The sequence below is a fragment of the Spongiimicrobium salis genome, assembly GCF_043678055.1.
GTDB classification, from domain to species: Bacteria; Bacteroidota; Bacteroidia; order Flavobacteriales; family Flavobacteriaceae; genus Spongiimicrobium; species Spongiimicrobium salis.
The window spans coordinates 167,158-182,868 of sequence record NZ_JBHEQA010000006.1 but is presented as its reverse complement, the minus strand read 5'-3'; the positions used below and the strand labels follow the sequence as shown (position 1 = coordinate 182,868).

The window sequence follows — 15,711 nt, the reverse complement described above, 5'->3', positions numbered from 1 at the left end:
CCCTAAAGGTCTTTAGGATGTTTAAATGGTCCTATACTCCCTGAAATCAGGGTATGGATTTTAGCCGCTTAGGGTGTATTCTTTCCTTAGACCATCCCGCATCTTTGTAGTGTACTATAAAACAACTAAAAGATGAAACTCCATATTCTAATAGCACTATCTGCCCTATTTATCTCCTGTAGCAATGATAAAAAACCTTCAGAAATCGCCCGAAGAACATCTACGCTAAAATCAGACATCCTTCTTCAAAGCACTTTTCAAAAGCCTTTTTCCGATACGATTAAAGATGCAGACTATACCCTGACGGTCAGTGGAGAATCTTTATTGCAGGGAACCGCCACCTTGAAGGTTACCGATGGGGATGGAAAAGAATTACAATGTCATAGCTTTCCTGCTTCACAATTGATACAGGAAGATTATCGTTCCGCAAACTCCGTACTGAAAGAAGCGCATCTCAAGGAAGTGGTGGAAGGTTTTTTCGTGGAAGAAGCCAGGCAATATGCAAAAACCCAAAATATTGCTATGGAGCGCTAGCCTATGACCTCTTTTATCTTATAAATTACAGATGATTTTCTTTTTTTTTGGAATACAAGCCAGAAATCTCCTCGTATGCAGTAGGTCCATCATTACCATAAGAAGTTCAAACGCTTGCCTTCTGATCATGTTTGCCAAATAAAAAGATGCAGTTGTCGTTCAAAGTAACTTTCTAATATTCTGTTTTATGCAAAAGAATTAGAAATCAGTATTTTTAGCCCGAACAACTAACATCTTTCTTGTGAATACACTAACAAAGTATTGGTTTTTAGAGGGGTTTAACCTTTTTAAAAAACTGGGAATGTCCACCCTCATGCATATGTGCAAAATTCTGGAGATGGAACATTTCGATAAAGGAAATCCTATCCCCCTGAACTATGACGAAAAAGGCTGCATCTTTTTTTTGAAAAAAGGTACGGTCAAGATTATCAATAGCACGAATAATACGGTCAAGTTTATCGTAAAAAAAGGGAATATTTTTGGAGAATTGGCCCTGTACAATGAAGAGGCCGCTTCAGAAGAAAAAGCATATGCTCTAGAAGATTCTACCATTTGTTATATCACTGCCGATATGATGCAGCAACTGATGGAAGAACATCGATCTCTTAAAAATGGTATTCTAAAGGTTTATGGACTACGGATCAAAAAATTAGAGCGAAGACTACAAGATCTAATCCACAAAGACAGCGCCACGCGTATAAAAGAGTTTATTTCGGATTATATTCAAGAATTTGGAAAAGAGGAAGGAGATCTACTAATTGCCAAGAACCTCTTATCCCATAAGGATATTGGCAATCTCACCAATACCTCTAGACAAACCGTCAATAATATCTTAAGTAGCCTGCGTAAGGAAGGAACTATTGACTATGACTCACAAAACATCTCTATGGCCAAAACCTCCTGATTCCTATGGCATCACATCTGTTTTTTGGGGTTCCCCATCCGCTTATGGATTCAAGAAAGTTTTTCCATCCAGGTATCAATAGGGTTAAAAAACTTATCTTATGTTTTTTTATTGTTTTGACCAACAAAGGGAAACCCTATCGCTTCAATGGTAGCATCCTGCTTTTTAGCTTTGGAATACTATAAGGAAAACCTTAATTAAACCTATAAATAGCCCATATTATGACTGCTTTTTTCAAAAAGCTTTTCGGAAGTAAAAAAGAAGATGAATTCTCAAAAGTCCCTGCTGGTGTTTGTCCAAACTGTTGGGGAGATCAGGAATACGGAAATATTATTCGAGAGAAATACAAGGATATACAGATAGAAGTAAACAATAGAACTCGTAAACACGCTTTCATACAGGATTTTATAGTCACCCATTTAAACGGCATCACCTTAAAAAGTAGCCTTCATGGCTTAGAATGCCCAACTTGTAAAATTGTTCATGAAGCCTAATTTTAAAAGAAAAGTCAATAACATCCAATAGATAAAACAATACAAAAGATAACGCATATGGAAAAACCAATTAAAATAGCACAAATTAGTGCGCTACAGGACAAACAACCTACACATGCCCTAGTCAATGGATTAGATTTGGTCATTGTGAAATTCGATGAGGATGTTTCTGTACTATATGGCCGATGCCTACACCGAGGCGCATTAATGGCCGATGGACATATTGAAGGGCATAACCTTATCTGCGGTGTTCACGGTTGGGATTACCGCTATGATACCGGGGTTTCTGAATACAATAACAAGGAGGTACTTCATAAATTCAGCGTAAAAATAGAAGGAGATGAAGTCTATGTCGATGAAGCAGAAATCAATAATTATCTTCACAATCACCCGCAACCGTTCAATCGGGATAGCTACTTAGGTGCATATGCAGACACGCATCCTGAAGAAACGGAACCTTATACTTCCTATATTAAGGAGCTCGCACAAAATGGACTAAAAAATTTGGGGCATCATGGTTTTTCTGCCTCTATGGGAGTAGATAGAACTACGCTACCTCAATGGAGTGACATTCAATTTTTACCAGCACAATTGGCAAGCAGACCTTTGTTAGACCATGAAGACGTTGCCACGAAAGTGGTTATTGGTCCTAAGGCAAAAAAACCACTGCATTTGGATATTCCATTATTTGTTAGCGATATGAGTTTTGGAGCCTTGTCGCGCGAGGCAAAGATTGCCTTATCCAAGGGAGCCGAAATGGCGGGAACCGGCATTTGTTCCGGAGAAGGAGGAATGCTCCCTCAAGAACAAGAAAACAATTCCAAGTATTTTTATGAGTTGGCTTCTGCACAATTTGGATTCTCCTGGGATAAGTTAGATCGGGTACAGGCTTTCCATTTCAAGGGAGGTCAGGGTGCCAAGACGGGTACTGGAGGGCATTTACCGGGTACTAAGGTTAGTGCGGAAATAGCGGAAGTCCGCGGTTTAAAACAAGGAGAAACGGCCATTTCTCCTGCGACATTTCCCGATTTTCATGGTGTTGAAGATTTTAGGGCTTTTGCCCAAAAGGTACGTGAACGTACCGGGGGAATACCTATTGGATTTAAAATTGCCGCAAGTCATATTGAAAAAGACATCCAATTTGCCCTAGATGTAGGTGTGGATTATATTATTTTGGATGGACGCGGCGGCGGAACCGGCTCGGCCCCTACCATTCTGAGAGATAATATTAATGTCCCTACCATTCCTGCTTTAGCAAGAGCGAGAAAATATTTAGATAGCGTTGGAGCAGAAGATATTACGTTGGTGATAACTGGAGGTTTACGAATTGCAGAAGATTTTGCCAAGGCCTTGATGCTCGGCGCAGATGCCATTGCCGTATCCAATTCCGCCTTGCAGGCCATTGGTTGTTTGGGGATGCGGGCCTGTGGAAGCAATAACTGCCCCGTAGGAATCGCCACTCAAAAGGAATCCTTACGTAGTAGATTAATCATAGAATCCTCTGCAAAACAGTTGCACAATTATTTTGAAGCTACGAATGATCTGATCAAAGTAGTAGCCAGATCCTGTGGTTATGACGATATCGGAAAATTTAATTCCAATGACCTTTCTACCTTTAATCATGATATGTATCGTCTTGCGGGAGTTCCCTATGCCGGTATGAACGCTTAAACAACGTACAATGGAAAAAATGATGCATTTTGCCGCACAATACTTGGCTATGGCCGGGGCAAGTTTTGTTGCCAAAAAAGAAGACGACAGTCATACCAATCTCGGTTTTTCCGTGGAAGAGAAAAAAATGTTTTCCCGGCCTTTGGACACCAATGGCAGCGTTTTACTTTTAGATTATGCCCAATTTGCCTTAGAGTGGCGCAATCCCAATGGCAGTACGGTATTGGCATTGGACAATACTTCCCATGCCGATATTTTACAATGGATACGGGAATGTGTTGAAAAATCCGAAATAGAAAACAGCTATTCCTATGCACCGCATTATGAGCTCCCCTATACGATTACGGACGATTTTGTTTTTAAACTTATCGATAAAGATAGGCTCCAGGCCTTAACCCAATTACGAATCTTGGCCCATTCCGTATTGAGCAGTTTTCTAACAGAACATCGGCTTGACTCAGAAATTAGAATATGGCCGCATCACTTTGATACAGGGGCATTTGTTTTTTTAGCGGATGGTAGCGATCGCTCTATTGGATTGGGCCTTTCCGTCCCCGATTCCATGATCAACGACCATTATTTCTATATTAGCGGATATCGAGGTCATGACGGCTTGGACACCTCCACTTTTTCTGAATTAACAAAGGGTAGCTGGCACAATAGCAGCTTTAAGGGAGCTACCTTAGCCGCAACGGGAATTGATCATCATACGGCAGTCACCTTCCTCACGGAAGCATTAACAGCCTATAAAAAATAACATCACACTATATGAGCACGAAAAAAAACATCACATGGCATAGGGTTTTAGACCATCGAAAAGATCTGCCCGAAGGAAGAGTAAAAACTGTAACGGTTCAACATAAGGGGCTTTGCCTGACTCATTTTGAAGGAAAGTTTTCAGCTTTAGATAATAAATGCCCACATCAGGGAGGTCCTTTGGGCGAAGGGTCTATTGAAAACGGAATGCTGCGTTGTCCATGGCATGGTTGGGATTTTCACCCCTGTACAGGTTTGCCTCCAGGAGGATTTGACGATGGTGTGGAGACTTTCCCTGTAAAGGAAGAAGGAGATGCCATTTATATTGGTATGGAAGAGGAAGAGGTGCACCAACCCACCATATCCGATGTCATGGTGGAAACCATGATCAATTGGGGCGTGACCAAGGTTTTTGGAATGGTAGGCCATTCCAATCTTGGGTTTGCTGATGCCATGAAGCGACAGGAACAAAAAGGGAACCTTAATTTTTATGGTATTCGTCATGAAGGTGCAGCAGCTTTTGCTGCTTCCGCCTATGGCAAACTAACAGGGAAACCTGCAGCCTGCTTTACTATTGCCGGACCGGGAGCAACCAATTTATATACAGGCATGTGGGATGCAAAGGTCGATCGAGCGCCCTTTTTGGCCCTTACCGGGCAGGTGGCTACCCAAGTGGTGGGAACCGGGAATTTTCAGGAAGTGGACCTGGTACGGGCTTTTGATACCGTAGCAGAGTTCAATCAAAGGGTACAAAGTGACAGCAAACACGCAGAACTTATGTCCTTGGCGGTTAAACATGCCATTCTAAAGAGAGATGTTTCCCATCTTACTTTCCCCGACGAAGTTCAAGAACGCAAGATTAAAACTGGAGCAAAGGCGCAACATCCTACCAATAGGATAACCCCTTTAGAAATAGCACCTCCGGAAGATATGTCCAATAAAGCTATAGCCCTTATTAAAAACGCAAAACGCCCATTGATCATTATGGGCCATGGGGCTAGAGCGCACAAAGCTGCCGTTGTGGCTTTTGCCGAAAGCTTAAATGCTGCTGTGGTCACAACCTTTAAAGGGAAAGGCCTCATTGCAGATAGTCACCCCTTAGGTTGTGGTGTTCTAGGACGAAGTGGAACGCCTATTGCTTCCTGGTTTATGAATGAAGCTGATTTGTTGATCGTTTTTGGGGCTTCTTTCTCCAATCATACGGGAATCACTCCAAAAAAACCCACGATCCAAGTAGATTTTGATCCGTTGGCCTTGAGTAAATTCCACGAAGTTGACGTGGCTGTATGGGGCGAAATTTCAAGAACACTGAATATATTCCAAAATGCATTAAAAGGACAAACGGACACTCTCGACCAAAAATCCGAAATCGCAGAAAGATGGGCCATTTGGAAGGAAGAAAAAGCAAAACGACTTACGGAAACTTCTGAAAATGGCTGGAGTTCCATTGCTGTTTTTGAGGCCATGAATCGCCATACCCCAAAGAATGCGGTAATGTGCGCCGATGTTGGGAACAATGCCTATTCTTTTGGGCGTTATTTTGAACCGGAGGACCAGGACTTTTTAATGTCCGGTTATTTGGGGTCCATTGGGTTTGCACTACCTGCAGCCATCGGAGCATGGACTGCCGTAGGGAATTCAAGACCGGTGGTGGCCGTGGCGGGAGACGGTGGACTTTGCCAATATCTTGCCGAAATCACTACACTGGTCAAATATAATATGCCCATAAAATTAGTGGTGCTGAACAATCACGAATTGGGAAAAATTTCCAAGGAGCAACGTGCCGGTGAATTTGATGTTTGGAAAACAGCCTTGTCCAATCCCAATTTCGCAGAATATGCAATTTCCTGTGGCGCCTGGGGGCAAAGGGTAGACCAGAACAATGATCTGGACGCTGCCATGAAAGCCTTATTTGAGCATGAGGGTCCTGGTCTCCTAGAAATTATTACGGACGTTAATCTCATTTAAAGATGGAAACAGCTATTCAATTCGCCATCTCTTTATTGGGCATTTATAGCGGTATCGGGCTGCTTTTCGGACTCTACTTCTTCTTTAAAGGAGCTTTTGTGATCGATGAAATTGTTGCAGATAGCAAATGGACGGTTCGCCTATTGCTCATCCCGGGAGCTATTGGTCTTTGGCCACTCTTGTTGAAAAAAATCATATCTAAATCCCGTAAACCATGACATCCAATTTAAGAAAAGCCCATAAAATCATATGGCTGCTACTCCTCATTACGGTTCCTGTTACCTTGGTGTTTTCGGTTATCGGAATTTCTGGTTCTCCTTTAACAGATGCCGATTTTTCTGGGCAAATCACGGAAGAGCAAGAAGCTATTCTGGATAATGATCAATTTTTCATTGGATTAAACGAAAAAGAACATTCAAACAATCTGCGGATTATTTTAAAAAAATCGCTCAGCAGTCCCACTCCTATAGTTTATGGTATTTCCGCTACTTCCAATGAAGCTTCTTCCCTAGGTGCCTTGGGAGAAAAAGGCGTGTATGCTTTTTCTGTGGACCATGCTGTAAAACGTATTCGAATTTATGATGACCTTAAAAAAGTTGAACTCTTAAGCGTAGACCTTCCATGGGATTAGATTATAGACCCGTGCTTTGGAACAAGCACAAAAAAACATATGATATATGGATTGCCATAAGCATCTTTAGCTATATGTTGGCCTTTATTGGAATCAGTTTGGCCACCAATCCGGAAATGACCGCGGAAACCATGATTATAAGGGCCTTTGGCACTTTGGCAATAGGCTTGTTGCATATTATACTGGCCATAGGCCCTCTTGCTAGAATCAATACTAGATTCCTCCCATTATTATACAATAGACGGCACCTGGGAGTCACTATGTTTTTGGCAGCATTCATTCATGGGGGCATTTCTATTTTTCAATTTCATGCCTTGGGCGATACCAATCCTATTGTAGCCTTATTTACCTCAAATATGGAATATGGTTCCTTGACCAATTTTCCCTTTCAAGTTCTGGGTTTCTTTGCCCTTATCATTCTCTTTTTGATGGCTTCTACAAGTCATGATTTTTGGCTAAAGAATCTTTCCCCACGAACGTGGAAACGCCTGCATATGATGGTCTATTTTGCCTATGCCCTAGTACTTTTACATGTTTTTTTAGGAGCATTGCAACAGCAACCATCCTATTGGTCCATTGGTCTTTTAGGTCTGGGATTTGCAACTATTGCATCCTTGCACCTCCTTACCGCATTTAGAGAAACCAAAATTGATGCTCGGAAAACCCCTAGTACTGATGAAGGATGGAAATTTGTTTGCCATATTGACGATATTCCTGAAGATAGGGCGAAGATATTCACGGTTCAAAATGAGCGAATTGCCATCTTTAAATATGAAAACAAACTCTCTGCCATTGCAAACGTCTGCAAACATCAAGGCGGTCCATTGGGAGAAGGTAAAATAATAGACGGATGTGTAACCTGTCCCTGGCATGGGTACCAGTATTTACCACATAATGGGCAATCTCCACCGCCCTTTACAGAAAAAGTGGCTACCTATCAATTGAAGTTGGAAGCCCAAAAAATATATGTCAACCCAGAAGCCTTTCCTGAAGGAACCGCTCTTGAACCTATCAATTTTTAAATATACATCCATGGAAAAGAACGATGATTTTTACGTTGGATATTTAGATCATGTGGCACCGAATACCAAGAAACTATTAAAACGTTTCGTTGCCGTGACCTTCATGATCCTTCTAGGAATAGCCGCCGTTTTTGCTTTAACACAGAACAAAGACAAGAACAGTGCTTTTGATTTTGACACGAGCACGAAAATTACAGGAGTATATCACGAAATGCCTTATCCCATGCTCAGAGTACAGACCAGTGAAAACTCCTATAAGAATATCCTACTATTGGGTTTTGGAAAATGGGGCGCCAATCCTTATCTCGCTAAAATTCGGAAACAGGAAACCCCATTGTCGGGTAGTGTCTTAAGTATTGAAGGAAACCTTATTTATTACAATGGAAAGACTCTATTGCAAATCACTGATGAAGAAAAAATTACCGTATTGGAAAAACCTAAAACCTCCAATTTACCCACACTGAACGCTCTGGTGGCCCAAATGGAGTTGGAAGGAGAGATCATTGACCCCAAATGTTATTTTGGCGTAATGAAGCCGGGAAAGGGAAAAATTCACCGAAGTTGTGCTGTATTATGTATCTCTGGTGGTATTCCACCTGTATTGGCCACCACGGATAAAAACAATATTTCGGAATACTACCTTATCACGGATACCGAGGGAAATGCCATCAATGAGGCCATACTTCCCTATATTGGAAAGCCCGCTTTACTGACAGGAACTATAGTTCAACTCGAAGATTGGCATCAGTTGCGCTTGAATGTAGATCAAATTGAGGATTTAAAGCTTCCTTCAAACATATATTGATGCGTACACCCAAGGCATCATCCATCTCATAGCTGTTTATGACAAAATTCTTGAACATATTGGATACCTACAAATATTTGATTGCCCTGATCAGTGTATTCAATTTTTTGTTGACCCCTTTACATGTGGGCGTATCGGGAATGGAATCAGCTTATATTGTGGTGATAAATTACACCGTGGTCATACTGGCCAGCTCCCTCATTGCCTCAAATACCAAAACAAGAATTAGGACCTATATCCTTGGGGCCATCACTTTGATAGTGATATGGATGGAGTTCTCCCATCCCTGTTCTGAAACCATAAAAAAGCTACGCCTTCTCACTTCTTTTCTATTGTTTTTGTATTTCTGCATTCTACTGGTACAACAATTAAGAGCCATAAAGACTATTAATCTTCAGTTTATCCTAGGCCCCATTCTAGGGTTCATTTACTTAGGTATTATTGGTGGAATTTTATTTGAATCCGTTCATTTTATAGACCCTACTTCTTTTCAATTGGACAGCAATTATTCTGGATATATTTTTTATTATTTCAGCTTTATCAGCGTCACCACAGTAGGCTATGGAGACATTACCCCCATTACTTCGCAAGCACAATCTATTACACTGACCATGAATATTATTGGTCAGTTTTACCTGGCCATCGTCATCGCCGTATTTGTCGGCAAATATATTAATGTAAAATCTTGAACCTATGTTACAGTCTTTCAGTATCATCTTTGCCATTGCCGCCCTTTTTAGTTTTATCAATTACAAATGGTTAAAACTGCCGACTACCATAGGTTTAATGATCATGAGTTTGATTACCATTATTCTGATTACCTTAAGTGAACATATCTTTCCCAACTTTTACCTTTTTTTCTGCAATATTGTTAGAGATACCGATTTTAAAAGTCTTCTTTTTGACGGTATACTGAGTTTCCTTCTTTTCGCAGGGGCGCTACACGTAAATATTGAGGAACTGGCCAAGGAAAAAAAATCGGTTTTGTTATTTGCCACTCTAGGAGTATTGATCTCAACTTTTCTTATTGGGGGCTTGATCTATGTCGCCGCTATGACTTTGAATATTGATTTTCCATTCATTCATGCCTTACTTTTTGGCGCTTTAATTTCTCCTACGGATCCTATTGCTGTTATGGCCATTCTTAAAAAAGCAAATATTGCTAAAAGTTTAGGCATCAAAATTGAAGGAGAATCTTTGTTCAATGATGGTATTGGCGTAGTGGTATTTTCCGGTGTTTTGATTATAACCGGAATGGGGGAACACCATGTAGAAGGTGGTATAGGGCTAGAAATAGGCAAACTCTTTTTAGAGGAAGCCGTGGGAGGCTTGCTGTATGGTGCTCTTTTGGGATTCATTGGTTATTTCAGTATTAAATCTATTGAAGAAAATCCGCAGTTGGCCGTAATGATCAGCCTTGCGATCGTCATGGGGGGCTATGCCATTACTTCCATTATTCATGTATCTGGGCCATTGGCGATGGTCGTTGCAGGAATAATTATTGGCAACAAACTCAATGTAGCGACAAATAAGGGGGCTACACGCAAGCTGTTGAATGATTTTTGGGAAGTATTGGATGATGTCTTTAATGGTATTTTGTTTGTCCTTATTGGATTGTCCATACATTTATTGGAATTTAATACCACCTACCTCATTTTAGGAGGTATTGCCATCTTTATTGTTTTGGTTTCCCGTTTCGTTTCCGTATTCCTTCCGTATTCCTTGTTGAAGCATCCCGAAAGCAGTCCCCTTAAAACAGTAATCATATTAACTTGGGGTGGACTCCGAGGTGGAATTTCCATAGCATTGGCTTTAAGTTTGGGAGATGCTCCTTCTTCGGAAATAATTCTGTATATTACCTTCGTTGTTGTATTATTCTCCATCATTGTGCAAGGTCTTAGTATTGGGAAGCTTGCCAAAAAGATATACTCCTAACCTTATATTATCCCTAAAAAGGGTTTTGCCAATGAAATTGAAGATTGTATTATTTTTTATTGTAACCCTAGTATGTACTATAGTTTCCACGGCGCAGTTATCGGATATTGCCCGAATAGATTACACCTATATCCCGGCAGGAAAATCAGATAAGGAATACACTCGTTTAAGAGCCTTGTTCAATTACCCCATAAAATTAAAAGAGGACGCCTACCTTTTCTTAGGTCTTGATTACAGTAAAATTGACCTTAACTTTAATAAAGAGACTCCTGGTTTTGATCAAACTCAGTTGCAAGAGTTCAAATTATTGGATTTTAATATTTCCTATACCTTTAAACTAAATAAAGATTGGCGATTTGGGGCTAGAATTACTCCGGGTTTCAGTTCTAATTTGTCCGCTCGGGCCATTCGGCTGGACGATGCCGTTTTTTCTACGGATATCGTCTTCATCAAGGACAAAAAAGAAGATGCTACCATAAAAAAACCGTATCGTCTTATTCTTGGGGTTTCCTATGCGCAAAATAGAGGAATCCCTTTCCCTATTCCCTTCATAAGCTATTATCGAAAATTTCATTCCCATTGGTCGTATAATATCGGTGTACCGAGAGCAAACCTACAATATCATATTTCGGAGAAATCACGTTTAAAATGGTTTGCCCAGCTGGACGGATTCACTTCCAATATACAGGAAGATCTATTGGTCAACGGGCAAGATGAAGCCAATAGATTTCGCTTGTCGGTTATTGTAAGTGGATTGCAATACGAGTATAAATTTTCCGATCATATTGAATTCTTTGCCAATAGTGCCTATATCTTTAATAACAGAGTACAATTGCGGGATCGTGACCAAAATACCATTTCACAATTGGACAATCAGAATAAAGTGTACGTACGAAGTGGTATCCGTTTTAAAATCTAAAAGATAAGGCTATGGAAATGTCCAAAAAAGAAAAAGAACGCTACTTGATGGAAGAATTGGCCGTGGATAAGGAGGGCCTAAAACGATTAAAGAAAAAATTGTCCAAAATAGAACCTAGGGCCGAACGGGGCGTAGAAACTTTATTTAGGTTGCTCTCTAAAAACCAATACACCTTAAATACGATGATCGACAGGAAATCAAATATATTGATTTCGATCAACGCATTGATTTTATCCATCGTTTTGGGAACCGTCTTAAATCAATTGGATACCGATCCACACTTAATTTATCCTGTCATCCTAATTCTGGGTACCAACCTCATATCCATTGCCTATGCGGTGCTATCTACCCGTCCAGAACTTACGCATGGCGAGACCAGGGCCAATAATCTTCTGTTTTATGGAAATTTTCATGAAATGAAAGAACAAGATTATGTAGACCAATTAATGGGTTTAATGAACGAAGGTGACGAATTATATACCGTTATTGCCAAGGATGCCTATCATCTTGGAAAGACCATGAACAGAAAATTTAAACTCTTGCGAAGGTCATTCACCATTTTTTTAGTTGGTATCATCCTCTCTGTTCTTGCATTTATTATGTGCCATCTCCTTTTTAGTGGATTCTTTTCCTGAAGATACGGGGATAATAGCACAGAAACGAATCTGCTTCTTTAGTTTACCATTAGTTTTCGTTAGTTTGCCATTTTAAATCAAAGAATACGCAGAATTTTGCAGCTATTACTATAAAATAGCAAAGATTATGTATGATATGAAAAACCTAACAAAGTTGGGTAATTTAGGAAAAAACGCCGCAGCTTCCATGAGTGCTTTTCAAGCCTTAGATCAAGCTGCCTTGGCAGAAGGTGCCATTCCCAAAAAATATAAAGAATTGATGGCCATAGCCGTGGCCTTAACGACCCAATGTCCCTACTGCCTGGAGATTCATAAAAAACATGCCATTGAAGCAGGGGCTACGCCAGAAGAATTGGCAGAAGTTACCTTTGTAGCTGCAGCCTTGCGTGCAGGGGCAGCCGTAGTGCATGGAACGCATTTAATGGAATAAACGATGCAAAAAACGCATTCAAAATATATTATTGTAGGTGCTGGACTATCTGGTCTTACTGCTGGGTATACACTCTACAATCAGAATGAGCGCGACTTTACAATTCTAGAAGCAAGAAATAGAATTGGCGGAAGAATACATACCCATCAGGGCATAGACCTGGGTGCAACCTGGTTTCAAAACTATCATGAACATCTTGTTGATTTGGCAAATACGCTGAACATCAATAGTTTTCCGCAGTATGCCAAAGGCACCGGTATTCTCACCTATAGTCCCACAGCTCCTGCCCATTATTTTGAAAGTGATCCCAATGGTCCATCGGCATATCGCTTTGCCGGTGGTTCCATCTCATTGCTAAATAGATTGGCCGAACCTCTAGAAAAAAATATGGTACTGGGCGCTGTAGTACATGCCATAACAGCTACCTCCACTGGCGTTTCCATTACTACACAAGAACAACATTATACCGCCGAAAAAGTAATCGTCACCTTGCCCCCGCAGTTGGCAAGTTGTATTGCATACACCCCCCTTTTACCCCCTTCCCTCCAATATGCCATGGAAAACACACACACCTGGATGGGAAACGCCATTAAAGTGGGCTTGACTTTTGAACAAGCTTTCTGGAGAGAAAAGGGATATTCGGGAATCATTATGGGGCAAGTAGGCCCAACTACCGAACTCTACGATCATTCCAATGCTTTGGATACTTCATTTGCACTCATGGGGTTTGTCAATGAACAAATGCGTTATGAAAACCCGGAAAAAAGAAAAGAACTTATCTTGGGTCATCTAGAAGAACACTTTGGAAAAGAGGTGCGACAATACCATAGTTATGAAGAAAAGGACTGGTCTGAAGATCCTTTTACCTTCCCAGAAAAATTCAAAGGAACCTATCATATGCCACAGTACGGGAATCCTGTATTTCAAAGCCCTTATTTTAACGAAAAGCTGTGGTTCTGTGGTGCCGAAACTTCTCCCATCCATGGGGGTTATATGGATGGGGCCGTATATAGTGGGCGCAGCGTTGTAAAGAAATTACTTGCGACCGACTAAATGGAGAGGAACAGTGTTTTATTCATATATACAAAACACCGTTTAGAATCGCCAACTCCCTTAAAAAATAATGAAATTCCTAGGCAACATAAAAGAATACTTGCAATTGGAGACGCTCACTTCTTCCAATTGCAATGTTATTTCGGAACGCATAGAAAGCAGCCTTACCGTTTTGTGGTTTGAGTCTGGTCCCAACACCTTTGTCATCGATGGCAAAAGGCATACGTTTCATAAGAACCAAATTATCTTTTATACCGAATTTCACGAAGTTGTCCCCAAAAACATTGAAACCATACGTTTTTTACGTTTCAACAGGCCTTTTTATTGCATTTTAGACCACGATGATGAAGTAGGTTGCAAGGGAATGTTATTTTTTGGAGCGTCACAATTGCCCTTGATTTCCATCCCTGTGGAAGAGCAGGAAAAATTTGATATCCTTTGGAAAATGTTTGGAATCGAAATGCAATCAGACGATAACTTGCAAATAGAAATGCTGCAAATGATGTTGAAACGTTATCTCATTTTATGCGCGCGTCTCTACAAGATTCAGGAGAATTACCCGAGGGAAAAATCTGCTTCAGATATCGTTCGGGATTTCAATTTCCTCGTAGAACAATATTTTAGCAGTAAGCACAGCTTATCGGAATATGCAGAACTTTTGCATAAATCCCCAAAAACCTTATCCAATATCTTTTCAAAAATTGGTGCAAAGACCCCCTTGCAATACATTCATGACAGAAAAATGTTGGAAGCTAGAAGACTTTTGCGCTATTCCGATCTTCAAATTAAGGAAATTGGTTATAAAATAGGATATGACGATATCCAAGCATTCAGCCGTTTTTTCAAGAAACACGAAGGTGTTTCCCCATCAGATTTCCGAGAGAATCAGGGGTAGGAAAAATTGCCAACACTTCGGGAATACTTACCTACCCACTCCTTTTGTTCTTATCCCATATTTGTATCAGAAAAGAATTAATAACAATTTAAAACAAATTAAGATGAAAAATTTAAAAGGAACATTTGTAGCATTTTTGTTAGGTATAACTGGTCTTTTTGCACAATTACCCGATCCTGGATTTACGGTAAATAGTCGTACGGCCATTGTCATTACAGACCCACAAAATGATTTTCTAAGTCCTGACGGAGTCACCTGGGGCGTTGTTGGAGAAAGTGTAAAGGCAAACAATACCGTGGAAAATCTAGAAGCGCTATTTAAAGTGGCCAAGGAAAAAGGAATGAAAGTTTTTGTTTCTCCCCATTATTATTACGAGCACGATCATGATTGGAAAATAGAAGGGGCTTTGGAAGCGCTAATGCACAAAATCAATATGTTTGATCGAAAAGGGGAATTGACTACAGAAGGATTCGAAAAATCAGGTGCAGATTGGTTGGAGCGTTATAAAAAATACATTGACGGGGACAATGTAGTCATAACCAGTCCACATAAAGTATATGGACCAGAATCCAATGATCTTTCTTTGCAATTGCGCAAAATGGGGTATGAGAACATCATATTGGCCGGTATGTCTGCCAATCTTTGTACAGAATCCCATATGCGTGACTTGGTAGAAGAAGGTTTTCGGGTTTCTGTAGTAAAGGATGCCACTGCTGGAGCTATCTTACCAGGAATGAACGCCTATGAAGCTGCTGTGGTGAACTTTCAAATGATCGCAAGTCATGTGTATACTACAGACGAAATCGTCAAAGAAGTTAAAGCAGCCAATATTAAAGCAAAAAAATAATACGATATCTTAATTGTAGTTTAGTTTTTGTAAGGAAAAGTGTCGGTAATCATGCTGGCACTTTTTTATTTCGATTTACCAGTGACTTCTTCCATCAATTGCCCCATACCAAAACTACCCAAGTTTCAAAAAAATCCGTGTACAACAACTCAAGTTATCGGAAATCCCAAGAAGCATTACCTCATCTTTTTCTCTTTCAAAAAGGAGAGGGT

The 15,711-nt window shown here is 40.4% G+C and carries 18 protein-coding genes; all 18 read left to right on the top strand.

The window, feature by feature from the left end:
* The first annotated feature begins 132 nt into the window (after window positions 1-132).
* Window positions 133-534 carry a hypothetical protein gene (locus ACEXOE_RS21045; RefSeq protein ID WP_394750838.1) on the top strand — a complete coding sequence of 134 codons (402 nt, stop codon included), beginning with the start codon at window positions 133-135 and terminating at the stop codon, window positions 532-534.
* A gap of 301 nt (window positions 535-835) precedes the next feature.
* A complete protein-coding gene (locus ACEXOE_RS21040; RefSeq protein WP_394750837.1) occupies window positions 836-1,438 on the top strand; it encodes a Crp/Fnr family transcriptional regulator in 603 nt (200 codons plus the stop codon).
* A 221-nt stretch (window positions 1,439-1,659) separates the two neighbouring features.
* Window positions 1,660-1,932: a hypothetical protein gene (locus ACEXOE_RS21035; protein WP_394750836.1), complete on the top strand. Its 273-nt coding sequence runs from the start codon at window positions 1,660-1,662 to the stop codon at window positions 1,930-1,932.
* Between the two features lie 57 nt (window positions 1,933-1,989).
* A complete protein-coding gene (locus ACEXOE_RS21030) occupies window positions 1,990-3,603 on the top strand; it encodes a glutamate synthase-related protein (RefSeq protein WP_394750835.1) in 1,614 nt (537 codons plus the stop codon).
* A 10-nt stretch (window positions 3,604-3,613) separates the two neighbouring features.
* Window positions 3,614-4,360 (top strand): hypothetical protein, encoded by a 747-nt coding sequence (locus tag ACEXOE_RS21025; protein WP_394750834.1) that lies wholly within the window; start codon window positions 3,614-3,616, stop codon window positions 4,358-4,360.
* Between the two features lie 11 nt (window positions 4,361-4,371).
* Complete coding sequence (locus ACEXOE_RS21020; protein ID WP_394750833.1) at window positions 4,372-6,327, top strand: thiamine pyrophosphate-dependent enzyme; 1,956 nt, start codon at window positions 4,372-4,374, stop codon at window positions 6,325-6,327.
* A 2-nt stretch (window positions 6,328-6,329) separates the two neighbouring features.
* Entirely contained in the window at window positions 6,330-6,545 is a 216-nt protein-coding gene (locus ACEXOE_RS21015; protein ID WP_394750832.1) for a hypothetical protein, read from the top strand.
* Window positions 6,542-6,958, top strand: coding sequence for a hypothetical protein (locus ACEXOE_RS21010; protein ID WP_394750831.1), 417 nt, complete (start codon window positions 6,542-6,544; stop codon window positions 6,956-6,958). Before ACEXOE_RS21015 ends, ACEXOE_RS21010 begins: the two co-directional genes overlap by 4 nt.
* Window positions 6,949-7,980: a Rieske 2Fe-2S domain-containing protein gene (locus ACEXOE_RS21005; protein ID WP_394750830.1), complete on the top strand. Its 1,032-nt coding sequence runs from the start codon at window positions 6,949-6,951 to the stop codon at window positions 7,978-7,980. The genes ACEXOE_RS21010 and ACEXOE_RS21005 overlap by 10 nt, the downstream gene beginning before the upstream one ends.
* A gap of 10 nt (window positions 7,981-7,990) precedes the next feature.
* Window positions 7,991-8,785 carry a hypothetical protein gene (locus ACEXOE_RS21000; protein WP_394750829.1) on the top strand — a complete coding sequence of 265 codons (795 nt, stop codon included), beginning with the start codon at window positions 7,991-7,993 and terminating at the stop codon, window positions 8,783-8,785.
* A gap of 38 nt (window positions 8,786-8,823) precedes the next feature.
* A complete protein-coding gene (locus tag ACEXOE_RS20995) occupies window positions 8,824-9,474 on the top strand; it encodes an ion channel (RefSeq protein WP_394750828.1) in 651 nt (216 codons plus the stop codon).
* A 4-nt stretch (window positions 9,475-9,478) separates the two neighbouring features.
* Window positions 9,479-10,720, top strand: coding sequence for a cation:proton antiporter (locus ACEXOE_RS20990; RefSeq protein WP_394750827.1), 1,242 nt, complete (start codon window positions 9,479-9,481; stop codon window positions 10,718-10,720).
* A 31-nt stretch (window positions 10,721-10,751) separates the two neighbouring features.
* Complete coding sequence (locus ACEXOE_RS20985) at window positions 10,752-11,639, top strand: DUF6268 family outer membrane beta-barrel protein (RefSeq protein WP_394750826.1); 888 nt, start codon at window positions 10,752-10,754, stop codon at window positions 11,637-11,639.
* A gap of 17 nt (window positions 11,640-11,656) precedes the next feature.
* A complete protein-coding gene (locus ACEXOE_RS20980) occupies window positions 11,657-12,274 on the top strand; it encodes a Pycsar system effector family protein (RefSeq protein WP_394750825.1) in 618 nt (205 codons plus the stop codon).
* A gap of 136 nt (window positions 12,275-12,410) precedes the next feature.
* Window positions 12,411-12,704 (top strand): carboxymuconolactone decarboxylase family protein, encoded by a 294-nt coding sequence (locus ACEXOE_RS20975; protein WP_394750824.1) that lies wholly within the window; start codon window positions 12,411-12,413, stop codon window positions 12,702-12,704.
* A 3-nt stretch (window positions 12,705-12,707) separates the two neighbouring features.
* Complete coding sequence (locus ACEXOE_RS20970) at window positions 12,708-13,757, top strand: flavin monoamine oxidase family protein (protein ID WP_394750823.1); 1,050 nt, start codon at window positions 12,708-12,710, stop codon at window positions 13,755-13,757.
* Between the two features lie 70 nt (window positions 13,758-13,827).
* Entirely contained in the window at window positions 13,828-14,652 is an 825-nt protein-coding gene (locus tag ACEXOE_RS20965) for a helix-turn-helix transcriptional regulator (RefSeq protein ID WP_394750822.1), read from the top strand.
* Window positions 14,653-14,755: 103 nt separating this feature from the next.
* On the top strand, window positions 14,756-15,499 hold the full coding sequence (locus ACEXOE_RS20960; RefSeq protein WP_394750821.1) for an isochorismatase family protein: 744 nt from the start codon (window positions 14,756-14,758) through the stop codon (window positions 15,497-15,499).
* The last annotated feature ends 212 nt before the right edge of the window (window positions 15,500-15,711 follow it).